At 62.6% G+C, this 16,559-nt stretch carries 16 protein-coding genes; 10 read left to right on the top strand and 6 right to left on the bottom strand.

Going from position 1 to position 16,559, the window contains the following annotated elements; all coding sequences use genetic code 11:
• Window position 1: 1 nt before the first annotated feature.
• The 4 genes from ACX0MV_RS08735 (at window position 2) to ACX0MV_RS08720 (ending at window position 4,653) form a co-directional block, all read left to right on the top strand.
• Window positions 2-949, top strand: coding sequence for a DUF58 domain-containing protein (locus tag ACX0MV_RS08735; protein ID WP_458982345.1), 948 nt, complete (start codon window positions 2-4; stop codon window positions 947-949).
• A complete protein-coding gene (locus ACX0MV_RS08730) occupies window positions 946-2,940 on the top strand; it encodes a transglutaminase TgpA family protein (protein ID WP_458982106.1) in 1,995 nt (664 codons plus the stop codon). Before ACX0MV_RS08735 ends, ACX0MV_RS08730 begins: the two co-directional genes overlap by 4 nt.
• Window positions 2,941-2,974: 34 nt before the next feature.
• Window positions 2,975-3,736 (top strand): CHAD domain-containing protein, encoded by a 762-nt coding sequence (locus ACX0MV_RS08725; RefSeq protein ID WP_458982105.1) that lies wholly within the window; start codon window positions 2,975-2,977, stop codon window positions 3,734-3,736.
• A 119-nt stretch (window positions 3,737-3,855) separates the two neighbouring features.
• Window positions 3,856-4,653 (top strand): acyl-CoA thioesterase, encoded by a 798-nt coding sequence (locus tag ACX0MV_RS08720; protein ID WP_458982104.1) that lies wholly within the window; start codon window positions 3,856-3,858, stop codon window positions 4,651-4,653.
• An 18-nt stretch (window positions 4,654-4,671) separates the two neighbouring features.
• Here ACX0MV_RS08720 and ACX0MV_RS08715 read toward each other — a convergent pair whose 3' ends face one another.
• Window positions 4,672-5,502, bottom strand: coding sequence for a TatD family hydrolase (locus ACX0MV_RS08715; RefSeq protein WP_458982103.1), 831 nt, complete (start codon window positions 5,500-5,502; stop codon window positions 4,672-4,674).
• A gap of 225 nt (window positions 5,503-5,727) precedes the next feature.
• Here ACX0MV_RS08715 and ACX0MV_RS08710 point away from each other — a divergent pair, with 225 nt between their 5' ends.
• Both ACX0MV_RS08710 and ACX0MV_RS08705 read left to right on the top strand, forming a co-directional pair.
• Window positions 5,728-7,146: an MltF family protein gene (locus tag ACX0MV_RS08710; protein ID WP_458982102.1), complete on the top strand. Its 1,419-nt coding sequence runs from the start codon at window positions 5,728-5,730 to the stop codon at window positions 7,144-7,146.
• A gap of 102 nt (window positions 7,147-7,248) precedes the next feature.
• Complete coding sequence (locus ACX0MV_RS08705; RefSeq protein WP_458982101.1) at window positions 7,249-7,683, top strand: DoxX family protein; 435 nt, start codon at window positions 7,249-7,251, stop codon at window positions 7,681-7,683.
• Between the two features lie 100 nt (window positions 7,684-7,783).
• On the opposite strand, the gene ACX0MV_RS08700 is transcribed toward ACX0MV_RS08705, so the two are convergent.
• Both ACX0MV_RS08700 and ACX0MV_RS08695 read right to left on the bottom strand, forming a co-directional pair.
• Window positions 7,784-8,815 (bottom strand): lipase secretion chaperone, encoded by a 1,032-nt coding sequence (locus ACX0MV_RS08700; protein ID WP_458982100.1) that lies wholly within the window; start codon window positions 8,813-8,815, stop codon window positions 7,784-7,786.
• A 65-nt stretch (window positions 8,816-8,880) separates the two neighbouring features.
• Entirely contained in the window at window positions 8,881-9,837 is a 957-nt protein-coding gene (locus tag ACX0MV_RS08695; RefSeq protein ID WP_458982099.1) for a triacylglycerol lipase, read from the bottom strand.
• Between the two features lie 525 nt (window positions 9,838-10,362).
• Between ACX0MV_RS08695 and ACX0MV_RS08690 the strand changes: the two genes are divergently transcribed.
• Window positions 10,363-10,671: a type III secretion system chaperone family protein gene (locus ACX0MV_RS08690; RefSeq protein ID WP_458982098.1), complete on the top strand. Its 309-nt coding sequence runs from the start codon at window positions 10,363-10,365 to the stop codon at window positions 10,669-10,671.
• Between the two features lie 9 nt (window positions 10,672-10,680).
• Here ACX0MV_RS08690 and greB read toward each other — a convergent pair whose 3' ends face one another.
• The 3 genes from greB to ACX0MV_RS08675 form a co-directional block, all read right to left on the bottom strand.
• The gene (gene greB / locus ACX0MV_RS08685; RefSeq protein ID WP_458982097.1) at window positions 10,681-11,178 is read right to left on the bottom strand and encodes a transcription elongation factor GreB; all 498 of its coding nucleotides are present in this window, start codon (window positions 11,176-11,178) and stop codon (window positions 10,681-10,683) included.
• A gap of 167 nt (window positions 11,179-11,345) precedes the next feature.
• Window positions 11,346-13,850 (bottom strand): ABC transporter permease, encoded by a 2,505-nt coding sequence (locus ACX0MV_RS08680; RefSeq protein WP_458982096.1) that lies wholly within the window; start codon window positions 13,848-13,850, stop codon window positions 11,346-11,348.
• Window positions 13,850-14,533 carry an ABC transporter ATP-binding protein gene (locus ACX0MV_RS08675; RefSeq protein WP_458982095.1) on the bottom strand — a complete coding sequence of 228 codons (684 nt, stop codon included), beginning with the start codon at window positions 14,531-14,533 and terminating at the stop codon, window positions 13,850-13,852. The genes ACX0MV_RS08680 and ACX0MV_RS08675 overlap by 1 nt, the downstream gene beginning before the upstream one ends.
• A 10-nt stretch (window positions 14,534-14,543) precedes the next feature.
• On the opposite strand from ACX0MV_RS08675, the gene ACX0MV_RS08670 reads away from it, so the two are divergent.
• The 3 genes from ACX0MV_RS08670 to ACX0MV_RS08660 all read left to right on the top strand — a co-directional run bounded on the left by ACX0MV_RS08670 (window position 14,544) and on the right by ACX0MV_RS08660 (window position 16,517).
• A complete protein-coding gene (locus tag ACX0MV_RS08670; RefSeq protein WP_458982094.1) occupies window positions 14,544-15,149 on the top strand; it encodes an arylesterase in 606 nt (201 codons plus the stop codon).
• Between the two features lie 57 nt (window positions 15,150-15,206).
• Window positions 15,207-15,488: a hypothetical protein gene (locus ACX0MV_RS08665; protein ID WP_458982093.1), complete on the top strand. Its 282-nt coding sequence runs from the start codon at window positions 15,207-15,209 to the stop codon at window positions 15,486-15,488.
• A gap of 75 nt (window positions 15,489-15,563) precedes the next feature.
• Window positions 15,564-16,517 carry a L,D-transpeptidase family protein gene (locus ACX0MV_RS08660; RefSeq protein WP_458982092.1) on the top strand — a complete coding sequence of 318 codons (954 nt, stop codon included), beginning with the start codon at window positions 15,564-15,566 and terminating at the stop codon, window positions 16,515-16,517.
• Window positions 16,518-16,559 lie beyond the last annotated feature (42 nt).

The following is a 16,559-nucleotide window of genomic DNA, read 5'->3' as shown; positions in this document are numbered from 1 at the left end:
AATGCTCCAGGTGCGCTGGGGGCGCTGGTTATCTCGGCGAATTCCGGCTGCCTCCAGCATTCGCCTGAGCCAGCGCAAGATTTTCATCATTCCCAGCCTGGTCGGAGCGGCCTTCGGCGTAGCCCTGATCCTGATGCTGTTGGCGGCGATCAATTACCAGAACAGCCTGGCCTATGGCCTGACGTTTTTACTGGCGTCGGTATTCGTCGTGGCGATCCTGCACACCTATCGGAATCTGGCCGGCCTGGTGCTCAAGGGTGGGGGCTCGGGGGCGGTATTCGTCGGCGAGCAGGGGCGCTTTCGGGTTCGTCTGGAAAGCCTGGCGCGCGCCCACCAAGCCATCGCTTTAGGCTGGCCGCCGGAGCCGTTGCAGGTTGTGGATGTGCCTGCACGCGGAATCAGCCAATGCGAGCTGAGTGTGCCGGCGTTGCGGCGTGGCTGGTTGCGGCCTGGACGCATGCGGGTCGAGAGTCGTTTTCCGTTGGGCATACTGGTCGCGTGGAGCTGGGTCGATCTCGACCAGGCATTGCTGGTCTATCCGCGCCCGCTCGAAGGCGAGCTGCCGCTGGCAGCAGGCCATAGCGATGACCAGGAAGAGCAGGGCGGCCGCGCCCATGGCCGCGGCGCCGATGATTTTCAGGGCCTGAAAAGCTATCAGCCTGGCGACTCTAAGAAGCGCCTGCACTGGAAAGCCTATTCCCGCGGCCAGGGTTTGCTGGTCAAGGATTTTGCCAGCCTCAGTGGGCGCGACCTGTGGCTGGATTTCGAGGCGCTGGATGGCGATACCGAAATGCGTCTGTCGTTGCTCTGCCATTGGGTGCTGCAACTGTCCGAACGGCAGCAGCCGTTCGCCTTGAGCGTGCCGGGCTGCGTGTTGCCGCCGGACAGCGGCGACGCGCACCGTGATGCCTGCCTGCGCGCTCTGGCGCTTTTCGGTAGCGCAGCATGAGCCAGGCCGCCATTCCGCGTATCAGCCTGACCTGGTTGCTGGTCGCTCAGGTATTGGTCATCGCCCCGCACCTGATTCACCTGCCGCTGTGGGTGATCGGCTTGTGGCTGGGCTGCGCGGCCTGGCGGGTGCAGATTTTCCGCATGCGCGCGGCGTACCCGAATGCGTGGGTCAAGGGCGGGCTGATGCTGGGCGCCGCAGTAGGCGTGTTTTTCTCGCGCGGCAGCTTGATCGGCCTGGATGCGGGCGTGGTGTTGCTGGTGTGCGCATTCACGCTGAAGTTGCTCGAGATGCGCAGCCGTCGCGACGCTCTGGTGCTGATCTTTCTCGGATTTTTTACGGTCGTAACCGCTTATCTGTTCGATGACAGCATGCTGGTTGCGCTGTTCAGTCTGCTGCCGGTTGCGGCGTTGCTGGCGGCTTTGATCGGTCTGCAGCAAAGCACCGTCGCCACCCAGCCCTGGCAAACCGGGCGCCTGGCCGCGAGCCTGATGCTCCAAGCGCTGCCGCTGATGCTGTTGCTGTTCATCTTCTTCCCGCGGCTGGGGCCGTTGTGGTCGATGCCGATCCACAATGATCAAGGGGTCACCGGGTTATCCGACAGCATGGCCCCGGCTGACATCGCCGAGCTGAGCCGTTCCAGCGCCCTGGCGTTTCGCGCCAGTTTCGACGGCGAGGCTCCGCCACGCAGCGAGTTGTACTGGCGCGCGCTGACCCTGGAACATTTCGATGGCCGGCGCTGGTCGCAATCTTCATTGGCCCAGGTGCCTGCTGCGCCGGCGTGGCAGCAACGTGGCGAGCCACTGCGCTACTCCGTCGTCATGCAGCCCAGTTCGCAGCGGTGGCTGTTCGCCCTGGACACGGCGCAGACGAACCTGGACAACACCCAGCAGATGATCGATTTCCGCCTGCAGCGGCGCCAGCCCGTCGAACGTTCATTGCTTTACTCGGTGACGTCCTGGCCGGACGCCATTCGCCAGCCGGATGGTCTGGGCAATGGTTTGCGCTATGCCTTGCAATTACCCGGCGAGGGCGATCCGCGCAGTCGCGCCTGGGCGTCGCAACTGAAGCAGCAGTACCCGCAAACCGAGCAGTTGGTTCAGGCACTGCTGGGCCACTTCAATCGCGAGCCTTACGTCTACACCTTGCGCCCGGCACCGGTGGGGCGGAACAGCATTGATGATTTCCTGTTCCAGACCCGTAACGGCTTCTGCGCTCACTACGCAGGCGCAATGACCTTCGTGTTACGCGCCGCGGGCATTCCCGCACGCGTGGTGGCGGGTTACCAGGGAGGCGAGTTCAACCCGAGCGGTAATTATGTGCAGGTGCGCCAGTTCGATGCCCATGCCTGGGTCGAATACTGGCAAGCCGGGAAGGGCTGGACCAGCGTCGATCCGACCTTCCAGGTGGCGCCGGAACGGATCGAGCAGGGTCTGGAAGAAGCCGTGGTCGATGAGCAGAGCTTTCTCGAGGACTCGCCATTCTCGCCATTGCGCTACCGGCAGCTCGGCTGGCTGAACGAGTTGCGCCTGAGCTGGGACAACCTCAACTACGGTTGGCAGCGCTGGGTGCTCGGCTATCAGGGGGCGCAACAGCTGGAACTGCTGCAACGCTGGTTCGGCCGGATCGACGCGCGCTTGCTGGCGATTTCCCTGGTTGGCGGCGGTGCGCTGCTGTTGAGCCTGCTGGCGCTCTGGCTGTTCAAACCCTGGCAGCGGGAGCGCGATCCGCAACGGCGAGTATTCCAGCATTTTGAACGGCTCCTGGCCCGCCATGGCATTCGTCGCGCGCCTGGTGAAGGCCCACGTGCCTATGCATTGCGAGCGGCGTCAATGCTGCCCGCTCAGGCAGCGGCGATTAAGGCGTTCGCCGATACCTACGAAGCGCAGCGGTATGCCGGTCAGGTACCGACCCCTGCGCAGCTGCGCACCCAACTGAAGGCGCTACGGCGTGCGTTGCCTTGGCGTTTCACCCGCGTCGACAACGAATGAGCGTGTTTGCTTTGCACATAAGGGAGGCCCCGTAATGAGCCGTTTTAACGACGATCTATTGGCCCAGGTGCTGCAGTTACAGGTGCGCGTGTATGCCTGCTGCGAACGCCTGCGGGCCGATACCGACAGTGAAGCACTGCACGACCTGCGGATCGCATTGCGCAAGTTGCGCAGTCTGCTCAAACCGATCGGGGATCTGGCAGGCTGTGTCAGCTTGCAGCAGCATGCAGCCGCCTTGGGTCGCCTGAGCGGGCCGCTGCGCGATTTGCAGGTGTTGAGTGCGGAATTGCAGCGTCTGGGCGTTGATCAGGATGCCGATGCACGCCAGTTGCGCCTGCGCGAAGGCTACGCCGCGCTCCTTGACAGTGCGCAGCTGAGCAACCTGCTCAATGCCTTTGATGAGTTTCCGCCGCTCTGGCACCGCGCCACAGCTGCAGGTGAGCTGCGCGGCCTAGATAAATCGATTCGCAAGCGCCTGGCTAAACAGCAGCGTCGACTGATAGCGGCACTGGCCGATCCAGCGCACGATCGCCATCAGGTGCGTTTGCTGATCAAGCGCGCGCGTTATGGCGCCGAAGCCTATCCTCAGCTGGTCAACGCAACGGCGGCCGATCAGCGCTACCTGAAACAGGCACAGTCGGCTTTGGGCACCTGGCATGACTACTTGCAATGGCTGGCACAGGCAGAGCGCTCCGCGGACCTGGCGCCCTGTGTCGAAGCCTGGCGCCGCGCGCTGGGCGAAGCCGAGCGGAAGGCGGACGAGGCGCTGCAATCACTGCAGCGGCGCTTTGCTTAGCGTCGACAGCGCCGGGTTCTTTTTTCAGCGTGATTGGCCGAATCGGCACCTTCTTCGGTTGGCGCGCGCGGTCTGCTATCCCCTAAGATCGGCGCAGATTTTTATTTTTTGAGGCAGTTATGACTTTTACCGAGTTGCTCCAGGCCGTCAACGAACACCCACAGGCTGTGGTGATTCCTCCAGCTTGGGGGCAAGGCAGAGCAAGTTTCGGCGGCTTGATGGCGGCCCTGGTATACGAAGCCATGCGTGCCAAGGTTCCCGCAGAGCGTCCGCCACGCTCGCTGGCGATAACCTTCGTCGGGCCGGCTGCACCGGACGTGCCGATCAGTTTTGAAGTCGAGGTGTTGCGTGAGGGCAAGGCCGTCAGCCAGGTACTGGGGCGTGCGGTGCAGGGTGGCCAGGTGGTGACGCTGATGCAGGGCAGCTTCGGTGCGGCGCGCGACTCGGTTATCCAGGTGGCGGCCGAGCCTGCACCGCAGCTCAGGCCCGTCGATGATTGCCAGGAGTTGCCTTACATCGCCAACGTCACCCCTGAGTTCACCCGCTTCCTGGCGATGCGCTGGGCTATTGGCGGGATGCCGTTCACTGCTAACAAGTCGCGGGAAATGGGCGGGTGGGTGCGGCTGCGCGGCGAAGCCGAGACGCAGGTGGTCAACGAGGCGCACCTGTTGGCTCTGGTAGATGCCTGGCCACCAGCAGTGTTACCCCATCTCAGCACGCCGGCGCCCGGTAGTTCGCTGACCTGGACCATCGAGTTTGTTCAGCCGCTCACTGCCCTGACGACGCTTGACTGGTGCATCTATCGCGCGCAGATCGAACATGCCCGCGACGGTTACGGCCATATCGCCGCAGCGCTGTGGTCACCGGCTGGTGAATTGATCGCGATCAGCCGGCAAACGGTCAGCGTATTCGGCTGATCGCGCCGCAGGGAAGTACTAGCGTTCGGTTTCGCCGGCAGGCGTGGCGACCTCTGGCAGATCGAAGAATTTGCGCGCGCAAGCGGTCGTGTGGGCCGCCAAGGCAGCTTCGGTCTCGCCCCGGTGCGCCGCCACTTCGCGCAATACCTCGAGCAGGAAGGCCGGTTCGTTGCGTCCGTTTTTCGGTTTCGGCCTGAGGGTGCGCGGTAACAGAAATGGCGAGTCGGTTTCCAGCATCAGCCGGCCGACGGGTATCTCCCGCACCAGAGGGTGCAGGTGGGTACCGCGCCGCTCATCGCAGATCCAGCCGGTGATGCCGATATGCAGGCCCATATCCAAGTAACTGAACAGCGCGCGTTTTTCGCCGGTGAAGCAGTGCACGACGGCGGCGGGCAACTGATCGCGGTAGTCGCGCAGGATCTCCAGCAGGCGCTGATCGGCGTCGCGTTCGTGGAGAAATACCGGTAGCTGCTGCTCCACCGCCAGCGCGAGTTGTCCTTCCAGGGCTTTTTCCTGCTGGCTGCGCGGCGAGAAATCCCGGTTGAAGTCCAGCCCGCACTCGCCCACGGCGCGTACCGATGGTTCGTTCAGCAGCGCCTTAAGTTGCTGGGCGGTTTCGCTGTTCCAGCTGCTGGCGTTGTGCGGGTGTACCCCGGCGGTACTGAACAGCCGGTGTCCGCTCTCATCCAACTGGCGGCACTGCGCGAGCGCGTGTTCGCTTTCGGCCAGGCTGGTACCGGTAATCAGCATCTGCACGACCCCCGCCGCATAAGCGCGGGAGAGCAACGCCGGTGCCTGGTCGACCAGGCTGGGATGGGTCAGATTGACGCCGATGTCGATGAGTTGCATGGTGCTACCTGCCGCAAGATTTGGGGCAGCATAGCAGAGCGGTTGAATTATCAATAAAGCCTTAAATTACAGCCAATTAAAGGGGTTTTGTAATGTGGCTTGTGCGGCTGCGCTGGCATCTGAGGGCCGGCTGTGCGAACCTCCGCGCCCCGCGCTCGGCGCTACCGTGCGTTGCTATCTATCGAATCGTCGCCAGTCGCGGCTGCGATTCCGTTCTGGAGCCTGATGGTGCGATTGCTGCTGGTACTGTGCTTGCTGGCGTTGTGGCCGTTATCGGCCAGCGCCCGCGTGGCCGGCCCGCCAGAAGTGCTGCAGCCGAAGGCGACGCGCGATCTGGCCGGGATTCGCAGCAGCGGCGAATTGCGAGTGCTGGTCAACCAGAGCCGCAACAGCTCCGGGGAAATCAAGGGCCAGAGTATCGGCATGGAGTACCGGCGCCTGCGTGCATTCGAGCAATACCTCAACCGAAATGCCGCCGATGGTAGCCGCACCCTCAAGCTGAAGATCATTCCGACCGCCAAGGACCAGTTGCTCGGCGCCCTGCAGCGGGGCGAAGGCGATCTGGTCGCGCCTGGCGAGCTGCTGAGCGTGCGCGGAAGCAAGGCGATCAGCGCGAGCACCGCCATTCGCCGCGACGTGCCCTTGATCATCGTCGCGCGTAAAGGCAACCGCCATTACCAGGGCCTTGAGCAACTGGCGGGGCGCACCTTGGCTTTGCCGGCCGGCAGCGTCGCCGGTGAAGCGGTGAGCCAGCTCAATCAGCGTCTGATGCTGCGCAAGTTACCGCCGGTGATCGTGGAATGGGTTGACCCGAGCCTGGCGGTCGAGGATGTGCTGGAAATGGTCCAGGCCGGCATCTACAACCTGACGGCCGTCGAGCAACCCATCGCCGAGCGTTGGGCCAAGGTACTGCCAAAGCTGCGTCTCGACCGTCATCTGCCGCTGGCGAGCGACGGTGATATGCGCTGGTACGTCCGTCGCGATGCGGCGATGCTGGCCGCCAGTGTCGATGGGTTCTTGAAGGGATATCGCGAACCAGCGGACCAGGACAGCGTCTTCCAGCGCGCCTACCGGCGCCTGTACAAGGTGCACTATCCCTTGGGACAAACCGAACGTCGGCGTCTGGAAAAGGTACGCCCGGTGCTGCAGCGGTATGCCGCGCAACAGGATTTCGACTGGCTGACGCTGGCGGCGGTGGCTTACAAGGAATCGACCCTCAACCCCGCGGCGCGGGGCAGCGGTGGCGCCACCGGTTTGATGCAGATCACCCCGGCCGCGGCCCGCAGCGTGGGCGTTGGCGATATCGCCGCGCTGGAAAACAACGTGCTCGCCAGTGCCAAGTACCTGGCTGCCATTCGCCGCAACTTCTTCAACAGTGCCCAGCTCAACGAGCGTGAGCGGATGGCGTTCACCCTGGCCGGATACAACCTGGGTCCGCAGCGCGTGCAGAGCATGCGCGCGGAGGCGCGGCGGCGCGGTTTGAATCCCAATCAGTGGTTTTTCCAGGTCGAGCGCATCGCCATGGAGCAGGTCGGCATGGGCGTGGTGAGCTACGTCAACAGCGTAAACAAGTACTACCTCGCCTATGACCGCGAGCGTTATCTACTGGAGCCCCGTTCCACGGTAAAAACAGCGGTTAACTGATCTACTAATTTGATATAAATTACCGAAAAATGGCGCTTTAAATATCTATTGGTTGAACTATTCTGTGCGTCATCCACTACTCATCAACCAGGAACGCCGCACATGAAAAATCTGATCAATACCCTGATGGCCACTCAAGCGGGCTACGGCCTGACCATCCTGCGCATCGTCGCAGGCGTCACCTTCGCCGCCCATGGCGCACAAAAGCTGTTTGGCTGGTTTGGCGGCTACGGGCTGGCCGGCGTCGGCCAGTGGATGGAAAGCATCGGTCTGTCCCCGGGTTATCTGTTGGCCTTGTTGGCGGGCAGCGCGGAGTTCTTCGGCGGCCTGGCGCTGATCATCGGCTTGCTTGCTCGGCCTGCAGCGGCGGTTCTGGCTGTCACCATGCTGGTGGCAATCATCAGTGTGCACCTGGCCAACGGTTTTTTCATGAGCAACAACGGTTACGAGTTCGCTCTGGCGCTGCTCGCCATCAGCCTGGCCGTGCTGGTAGAAGGCGCGGGCAAGCTGTCGCTGGATAAGCGCATCGCCGGTTGATTTAACGCGTAAAAAAACCCGCTTAGGCGGGTTTTTTTGTGTTCGCGAAAGCTGAGCGCATGGCTGGGAATCGGTCGCTCTGGCGCCCGTGCGCGAATGCCTACTGCTTTGCGTTTGCCTCATTGCGGGCTGCCGCCAGCTGTTCGGCTGCTCCCAGGCGTAGACGTTCCTGTTCGCTGAAACCCTGCTCAGCCAGCTGTTCGATGGCTGCGGTTTTGTCAGTGGCGCTAAGGCCTTCATTGGCCTCGATGGCAGCTTTCGCTGCACTGTAACGCTCCAGGCGCTGTTGCCAGGCCTGTCGCTTCTGATCAAGGGCCTCAAGTCGCTGGGTGGCTTCGGCGCCCACCAATTGCTGGCGCAGCTGGCGAATTTGCGCGGGATTTGCGCCTTCTGCCTGCAGCTTTGCGGTCTGTCGGCGCAGATCGTTCTGCAGCTGGGGCAGCACGGCATCCTGCATCTCGGGCGGCAAGCCGTTGCGCAATTGATCGACCGCCGCGGCCTTGGCCGCATCGTCGAGCCTGGCGTCATGGAGAATCGCCAGACGATCGAGGGTGAACTGGTTGTAAGTCTGTTCCCGGGCAAAAAAAGCCTGCTGGGTTTGACTGTCGAAGATCCGCGCGCGCAATGCCAGCACCGCCGCTTCGCGTTGCCGCATTGCATCCAGATCAGCCATCTGCGGCAGGTCGCGCTCCAGCAGAACCAGTTCGCGTTTGTAATTCAGGTATTGCTCAAGCAGCACCAGTGCCTGCTCGCGGGCCGGCGCCTGCAACTGAGCGGCGATGTAACCCTGCAACCGCTCGACGCTGGCGCCGATTGACTCTTCGCCTATCGAGGCTAGGAAGTAATCGAAAATTCGGCGGATGTCCTCGCTGATGATCAAGTGCCCCGCGTCATCGACGCGAAATACGCCATCGACCTGGGTGCCGCTGAATGAAGCGGGCAGGGGCGCTACCTCGCCAACTGAAGACGGTTTGACTGCTACCGGTCCAGGATCGGAAACGGGCGAGCGGCTTGGTGCCGGTGTGACACCGGTACCTGCGGTGGGTGAGTGGACGGGGTCGGACTCAAGGTAGAGCAAGCCCGCAACGACCAGCAGAAAAACCACGGGCAGGAGTAATAAGAGTTTCTTCACGGCAATGTTCACTGAATTAAGCGCCAGCGCTTGGTAGGAACGGGGCCCGACGGACCCCGCCGTTGTCACAGCCCGTCGTTTTTCAGGCGATTGGCATGCTGACGGTACACAGTTACCGGGTCGGTCTCGAACAGGCTGGTCAAACCAAAGGTCTGGTTGACTTCATCGAGGTGGTTCATCCGGTAGTTGTCGCGAATAACCTTGCCCAGGTGCGAACTGCAACGCCCGACCAGGCCATCGTTGGCTTCGCCATTGAAGGCCAGCGAACCGGCACCCAGTAACAAGTCGCTAGGATCGAGCACATTGGTCACCGGGCTGGTGCCGCTCCACGAGTAATAGCGTACGCCGCCGACGCTGTAGGCGCCCTCGCCACAAGCGGAAGCCGGCAGGCCCTGCGGATATTTGGCGTTGAACACCGCAGCGCCCTGGCTGTTCAGCGACTCGAGTGCGCCAAGCGCGTTCTGTGGCGATGTGCTGGAACTGCCGGACAGGAAGTTGATCAGCGTTCCCAGCCCGTTGACGATGCCGGCCAACAGGGTTTCCCCGGCAGAACCTGGCGGCACCTGGCGAATGAAGTCAGCTACGGCGGAGCCTTTGTGCGGCCCGCCAACACTGGTAGCGGAGGCGACTAGGTTGGGGCTGACCGCTGCGACATAGCGAATGGTCGGCCCGCCGTGGCTGTGGCCGATCAGGTTGACCTTCGGCTTGCCGCTGATGGCCACGATGTCCTCGACCTGTTCCAGCAACTCTTCACCCCGCGCTTCCGAGGTATTGAGCTGGCTGACTTCGGTGATGTAGACGGCGGCGCCGTCCCGACGCAACGCCGAGGGAATGCCATACCAGTAGTCGATACCGAGGATGCTATCGAAGCCGAGCATGCCATGGGCAAGCACTACGGGGTATTTGGTTTTGGTGTAACCGGAAGAGCCGAACCAGTCGAACAGGCCGGCCTGTACCGGGCTGGACAGTGCGATGCCTGCGCCGAGGCAGAGAGCGAGTAGCGATTTCTTGTTGTTATTCATGTGCGATCTCGAGGGCTATTAAAGGACCGTTTAGGACATTCATGAAGCCGGCGCGCCATGCGAAGCGTGCCTTTTCAGCATGAGTGGCTAAGCATGCTTCATGCCATATGCATCGGCTGAGCAAGCGAGGGCTCTGTTTCGGGCCTTGTATGTGGCAGAGAAGAAGGCAGGCTGGTTCAAGCGTTACATGCTGCTACGTTTGGCCTAGGTCTTAGTTACACTCGGAGTACAGATGTACACAGTTGAGTCGGAGACGCGTTATAGGGATCGACACCAGCCTCTTTATCGCGCACGTGAAGTATCACCGGCCCTCGGCGGGCCAGTGGACTTGCCTTGACAGTCTTGGTTAGGCGTCCCTAGGATGCCAACCCATGCGCCGATTTAAACAGCTACTTGCGGGGCGCCGCGATTTGCTTCGAGCAACTCGTAAGAAGACTTTCCGAAGCCTTCGAAATACCGCTAAAGCGCTGGTTCGGTGTCGCCTCTCACCGCTGCCCAGCGGATCAATGAGGCGGAGACACGCACATGAATTGCCCCCAACCTTCCATACGCCTGGCCCCGATAACCTGCGGGCTGACCAAACGCAACCCGAAAATCCTGCTGGGCGGTTCGCATCAGCCAACCCTGCTGCGCTACCTCGACGGCTGGCCGAGACGATGGCATGGGCCGAAAGCCTTCATGATCCAGTTCGTCCACGACGGCGAGTCCATGGCTCGTTTCCCCAGCGACAGCTTCGATCTGGCCGTGGTACAGGCACCAAGCGCGGCGCAGCTGGATGATACGGTTCGGCAACTGGTCCGCATCGCCAGGCAGGGTTTGATCACCCGGCGCTGAGGCTGTCGCTCACGGGTATTCGATGGCGATCACGTACCAGGTCTTTTCCCCGGTCGGGGTTTGCACGCGTACTTCGGCATCCAGGGTTTTGCCAACCAGGGCGCGTGCGAGCGGGGAGTCGATGCTGATCAGGTTTGCTTTGAGGTCGAGTTCGTCGGGGCCGACGATGCGATAGCGTGATTCGACGCCATCCTCATCCTCGACTGTGACCCAGGCACCGAAATACACCTTGTTCGGGTCCGCAGGCCGGGTGTCCACCACTTTCAGGTTTTCCAGGCGCTTGGTCAGAAAGCGCACGCGGCTGTCGATCTCACGGAGCATTTTCTTGCCATAGGTGTACTCGGCATTTTCGGAGCGGTCGCCTTGAGCGGCTGCTTCGCTGACGGCCTGGGTCACCTGTGGACGGCGCACGTGCCAGAGTTCGTGCAGCTCCGCGCGCATGCGCGCCTCGCCTTCGGGGGTTATCAGGGGGGTTCCAGCGGATCTGGGTGGGCGATAACGGCTCATGCGGGCGACTGGGTAAGGGAAAGGCGGCAGATTAGGGGCTGTTGCCGTTTCAACACAAGCCGCGCTGCTGCGTAAATCCCGTCAGGCGGAGCGCCGGGGGCTGCCGCCAGGCTACAGCAACAGCCCGATGCTGGGCGCGTCGAGCCTACGCGCTAGCACCGCGCGCCTCACCCTTCGCGCAGAACGGTCAGCGGGCTGACATTCAGTGCCCGGCGGGTGCCGAGTATCCCAGCGCCACCCACCAGAAGCGCGCCCACTACCGGCAGTAACAGCAGCCAAGCATGTGGTTGCCAGGCCAGGTCGAACGCGTAGCGGTACAGCAGGAAACTGATCAGCTCACAGCCAATCGCCGCCAGCAGGCCGCTGGCCGCCCCGAGCAGGCCGAACTCGGCACGCCGCGCCTTGACCAGCAAACTGCGTTCGGCACCGAGCGCCCTGAGCAAGGCGCCTTGGCGAATTCGCTCATCCAGCGTTGCTTGCAAACCCGCGAACAATACGGCGAGGCCAGCAGCCAGCACGAACAACAAGACGAATTCGATGGCCAGCGTGACCTGGGCGAGGATGCTGCGCAGTTGCGCAAGCAGGGCTTCGACCTGGAGCAGGGTGACGGTTGGAAACGCCCGCGACAGCTCTACCAACTGCTTTTCCTGCTGTGCCGGCAGGTAGAAGCTGGTCAGGTAGGTGACCGGCAGATCCTTCAAGGTGCCGGGTTCGAACACCATGTAGAAATTCGGCTGGAAGTTGTTCCAGTCAACCTCGCGCAGGCTGGTGACCTGGGTCTCGCGGTCGATGCCGCCAACGCTGAACGTGAGGCGATCGCCGAGCTTGAGTTGCAGGCTCTCAGCGAGTTCGGACTCGACCGATACGCCGGGCAGGTCATCGGCCTGACGCGCGCCCCACCAGGTTCCGGCAGTGAGGACGTTGTCCGGCGGCAAGTCGGCTGCCCAGGTCAGGCTGAGGTCACGGCGGATCGCCCGTTCGCCCTGGGATTCCTTGCTGACGATCTGTTTCACCGGCTCATCGTTGATCATGATCAGCCGACCGGGAACCACCGGATAGAGCGGGGCAGGCTGTGGCGACAGCGCGGCGATGCGCGCGGCAAAGGCGTCTTTGTCGGCCGGCATTACATTCAGCGCGAAATGATTGGGCGCCTGCTCCGGCAGTTGGTCCTGCCAGGTATCCAGCAGTTCGCCACGCAGCAGGGCGATCAACGCCATTGCCAGCAGAATCAGGCCGAACGCGAGCGTCTGACCCGCGGCCGCAAGCGGATGACGCAGCAACTGGCCAAGGCCCAGGCGCCAAGGCAGCGCGGCGCGGGCCAGAAGACGGCGCAAGCTTTGCAGCCCGAGCAGCAGCAAGCCGCCAAGAATCACTGCCGCGACCAGGCCGCCACCGAGCAGGGCGAACGTCAGCATGATATCCAGGCTCAATCGCCACATGATCAACCCGAGCGCCAGCAGCGCTGCGCCGTAAACCAGCCACGAGCTGGCGGGCACCGGCAAGAGATCGCGCCGCAGCACCCGTAGGGGTGGCACCCGGCCCAGGGCCGCAAGCGGCGGTAGCGCAAAACCGGCCAGGGCGACCAGGCCGGTGGCCATGCCCGCCAACGCCGGCCAGAGCCCACCGGGCGGTACTTGTGCGGGCAACAGGCCATCCAATAGATAAAACAGGCCATGCTGGGCAGACCAGCCGAGCAGCGCACCGAGCAAACTGGCACTTAACCCAAGGATGGCGAGCTGCAGGCTGAACAAACCCAACGCCTGATTGCGCGACAGTCCCAGGCAACGCAACAACGCGCTGGCATCGAAACGCCGCGCGGCGAAGCGGGCCGCGGATAACGCGACGGCCACGCCCGCGAGCAGCACCGCGGCCAGGCTGGCCAGGTTCAGGTAACGCTCGGCACGTCCCAGGGCGTTGCCGACCCGGCGATTGCCATCGCGAGCATCCTCAAACCGCTGGTTGACCGCCAGCGTCGGAGTGACTTGGGCCCGGTAAGCGCTGAGCGTCTCCGGCGCGCCGCGCCATAGTTCGCGGTAGCGCACGCGGCTGCCAGGCTGCACCACGCCAGTGGCGGCCAGGTCGTCCAGGTGCATCAGCACATGGGGCGTAAGGCTGTAGAAATCGCCGGCCTCGTCGGGCAAGTAGGTCAGCACGCGAGTCAAACGCAGGGTTTTAGAGCCAACCTCGATGCTCCCGCCGACCTGCAGATCCAGCGCCGCGAACAGACGTGCTTCGGCCCAGGCTTCGCCGGGCTTCGGCCCCGCACTGACCTGTTCCGGCGCGTACAGCTGCACCGCGCTCTTCAATTGGCCGCGCAGGGGGTAGGCGCTGTCTGCTGCCTTGATGCTGGCCAGCTGAATGCCTTCGTCCGTGGCAATCACGCTGGAGAACTCCACCAGCCGGGCATGCTCGAGCCCCAATTGCGTGCCGCTGGCGACCTGCTCTTCGGTGGCAGGCGTGCTGCCGCTGAGCAGCAGATCCGCACCGAGAAATTCCGTCGCGCGCAGCAACATGCTGTCGTTCAGGCGTGCGCTGAAGTAGCCAATAGCGGTACTGGCGGCCACGGCAATCATCAGTGCGAAAAACAGCACCCGCAGTTCTCCGGAGCGGGCATCGCGCATCAGCTGGCGCGTCGCCAGCGAGAGCAATCGGGCAAAAGGCAAATGTGTCATCAGGGTTCCACGTGGTCGACCAGGTGACCGCCTTCAAGGCGGATCAAGCGCTGGCAGCGGTGGGCCAGGCGTTCGTCATGGGTAACCAGCACGAGGGTCGCGCCGCGTTCCTGGTTCAGCTCGAACAGCAGGTCGCTGATGCGTTCGCCAGTGTGGCTATCGAGGTTGCCGGTCGGTTCATCGGCGAACAGCACGTCGGGTTCGGCAGCAAAAGCGCGGGCGATTGCAACACGCTGCTGCTCGCCACCGGACAGCTGACGTGGCGAATGGGTCAGGCGCTGGCCCAGGCCGACGCGCTCCAGCAGCAACCTGGCACGCTCCCTGGCATCGGCGCGGCCTTCCAGTTCGAGCGGGAGCATGACGTTTTCCAGTGCGTTGAGGCTGTCGAGCAGTTGAAACGACTGGAACACGAACCCCACATGCTCAGCGCGAACGCGGGCACGCTGGTCCTCATCGCGGCTGCCGAGATCGTGGCCGGCCAGGGTGACGCTGCCAGAACTTGGCAGGTCAAGGCCGGCAAGCAGACCGAGCAGGGTGGATTTGCCCGAACCCGAGCTGCCGACGATGGCGAGGCTGTCGCCTTTATTCAGGGTTAGGGATAGGTCGTGGAGTATGGTCAACTCGCCTTCCGCGCTTGGCACCACTTTGCTAAGGTTTCGCGCAGTCAGAATGCTAGAGCTCATGGAGAATCCAATGCGTGCAGGGTTAATAGGTGCGGCTTTATGCCTGATGATGTGGGGGCAAGCCGCACTGGCGGGTACCGTATTGGTCGTTGGCGATAGTATCAGCGCGGCTTTTGGCCTGGATACCCGCCAGGGTTGGGCGGCTTTGCTGGAAAAACGCCTCGCCGACGAGGGCTTTTCCCACCGCGTGGTGAACGCCTCGATCAGCGGTGACACCAGTGCCGGCGGGGCTGCGCGGCTTCCTCGGCTGTTGGCCGAACACAAGCCTGACGTGGTGATTCTGGAGCTCGGCGGCAACGATGGCTTGCGCGGGCAACCCCCTGCGCAATTGCAACAGAATCTTGCGACCATGATCGATCTGTCCCGCGATAGCGGTGCAAAAGTGCTCCTGCTCGGCATGTTGCTACCGCCCAACTACGGCGTGCGTTACACCACGGCGTTCGCCAACGTGTACAAGAACCTGGCGGAAGAAAAACAGGTGGCCTTCGTGCCGTTCTTCCTCGAGGGCGTTGGCGGGGTTAGGGGGATGATGCAGACCGATGGCATTCATCCAGCCTTGAAAGCCCAGCCAGTGCTCCTCGAAAACGCCTGGCCGGCGCTTGAACCGCTGCTCTGACAGGCTTTTCCCTAGACTGCCTTTCGGCTAATGTGGCGCTCCCTCATGGAGCCCCCAATGCCGCGTCCTGTATGGTCTTTGCAGGCCTACCAATTGATCGAGCCAGACGAGCAACTCGACCTGTTCGCGTGCCGCGAAGCACGCGTTCATCTTGTGGCTCGCCAGCTGGAACTTGCAGGGTCGGCCGATCGCACGCTGTGCGGCGGGCTGCTGCCGGCCATGCCGCTCTGGCGCGCGCTGGACAAAAAGCTGCTGCAGGACAAACGAATCTGTCCGACCTGTCGCGCCATTCTAGAAGCGCGCAGACGCGGTGATCAGCCACACTGGCAGGACCGCTAGCCACTCCCGGAGTTCCGGGCGCCTGTGTACAATCAGCGATCTAATTTGCCAGCCCATCTTGCCAAGGATTACCGCATGCTGCGCGCTCCTGACGTCGCCCGCTTTCTGTCTTTAACCGCGTTTTTTTCGGTGGCGCCCGCTATCGCTGCGCAGTGGCCGCTACCGCCTCCCGGCGAGGACATTATTGGCCAGGTGCAAGTGGTTAACGCCAAGTACGAAGACACGTTCGCCGACCTCGGGGTGGCAAATGACCTTGGCTACCTGGAAATGGTGGTGGCCAATCCTGGCGTAGACGCATGGTTACCGGGTGAGGGGACGGAAATCATTCTGCCAACTCGGTTCATCCTGCCGCCCGGACCGCGCGAGGGAATCGTGATCAACCTGGCGGAATACCGCATGTATTACTTCCCCAAAGGCGAAAACGTCGTTCACACCTATCCGCTCGGGATAGGTCGGGAAGGCTGGAACTCGCCGATTGCGGAGGCGCGTATTACCGCCAAGACGGCGAACCCTGGCTGGTACCCGCCAAAATCGATCCGCGAGGAGCATGCCGCCGACGGTGACCCGCTGCCGAGTTACGTCCCGCCGGGCCCGGATAACCCGCTTGGGCCTTACAAGATGGCGCTGTCGGTACCGGGTTACCTGATCCACGGCTCGAACAAGAAGTTCGGCATCGGCATGCGTGTAAGCCACGGCTGCTTCCGCATGCTCAACCACAACGTGCTGCAACTGGCAGCGATGGCTCCGGTGGGTACTTCGGTGCGTATCGTTAACGAGCCTTACAAGTTCGGGCGCAGCAACGGCAAAGTCTATCTGGAAGCCCATGCACCACTTACCGACAGTGGCGAACTGTCCGTGGTGGACAAACATACCGAGGTTATCAACGCGCTGCTCAAGCGTGAGGAACTTGGAGATGTGCGCCTGGACTGGGAGGTCGTGCGGGAAGTAGTGGCTGCCGAAGACGGTTTGCCGATCGAGATTGCCGAGCCCGACACTGCAGTTGCGGGTAGCGAGTTGCTGGATATTTAACTGCAGTACTTGTTCGCAACCGCCGGCGCTGTGCGCCGGCTT

This window comes from Pseudomonas cistanchae (assembly GCF_054483635.1).
This window is presented reverse-complemented; position numbering and strand designations above follow the sequence as displayed.

Excerpts from the sequence above, each read along its gene's own strand:
- ACX0MV_RS08720 (WP_458982104.1), top strand. The coding sequence starts at position 3,856 with ATGACTTTTACCGAGTTGCTCCAGGCCGTCAACGAACACCCACAGGCT.
- ACX0MV_RS08675 (WP_458982095.1), bottom strand. The coding sequence starts at position 14,533 with ATGAGCTCTAGCATTCTGACTGCGCGAAACCTTAGCAAAGTGGTGCCA.
- ACX0MV_RS08715 (WP_458982103.1), bottom strand. The coding sequence starts at position 5,502 with ATGCAACTCATCGACATCGGCGTCAATCTGACCCATCCCAGCCTGGTC.
- ACX0MV_RS08710 (WP_458982102.1), top strand. The coding sequence starts at position 5,728 with ATGGTGCGATTGCTGCTGGTACTGTGCTTGCTGGCGTTGTGGCCGTTA.
- ACX0MV_RS08660 (WP_458982092.1), top strand. The coding sequence starts at position 15,564 with ATGCTGCGCGCTCCTGACGTCGCCCGCTTTCTGTCTTTAACCGCGTTT.
- ACX0MV_RS08705 (WP_458982101.1), top strand. The coding sequence starts at position 7,249 with ATGAAAAATCTGATCAATACCCTGATGGCCACTCAAGCGGGCTACGGC.
- ACX0MV_RS08690 (WP_458982098.1), top strand. The coding sequence starts at position 10,363 with ATGAATTGCCCCCAACCTTCCATACGCCTGGCCCCGATAACCTGCGGG.
- greB (WP_458982097.1), bottom strand. The coding sequence starts at position 11,178 with ATGAGCCGTTATCGCCCACCCAGATCCGCTGGAACCCCCCTGATAACC.
- ACX0MV_RS08670 (WP_458982094.1), top strand. The coding sequence starts at position 14,544 with ATGCGTGCAGGGTTAATAGGTGCGGCTTTATGCCTGATGATGTGGGGG.
- ACX0MV_RS08730 (WP_458982106.1), top strand. The coding sequence starts at position 946 with ATGAGCCAGGCCGCCATTCCGCGTATCAGCCTGACCTGGTTGCTGGTC.
- ACX0MV_RS08735 (WP_458982345.1), top strand. The coding sequence starts at position 2 with ATGCTCCAGGTGCGCTGGGGGCGCTGGTTATCTCGGCGAATTCCGGCT.
- ACX0MV_RS08725 (WP_458982105.1), top strand. The coding sequence starts at position 2,975 with ATGAGCCGTTTTAACGACGATCTATTGGCCCAGGTGCTGCAGTTACAG.
- ACX0MV_RS08680 (WP_458982096.1), bottom strand. The coding sequence starts at position 13,850 with ATGACACATTTGCCTTTTGCCCGATTGCTCTCGCTGGCGACGCGCCAG.
- ACX0MV_RS08665 (WP_458982093.1), top strand. The coding sequence starts at position 15,207 with ATGCCGCGTCCTGTATGGTCTTTGCAGGCCTACCAATTGATCGAGCCA.
- ACX0MV_RS08695 (WP_458982099.1), bottom strand. The coding sequence starts at position 9,837 with ATGAATAACAACAAGAAATCGCTACTCGCTCTCTGCCTCGGCGCAGGC.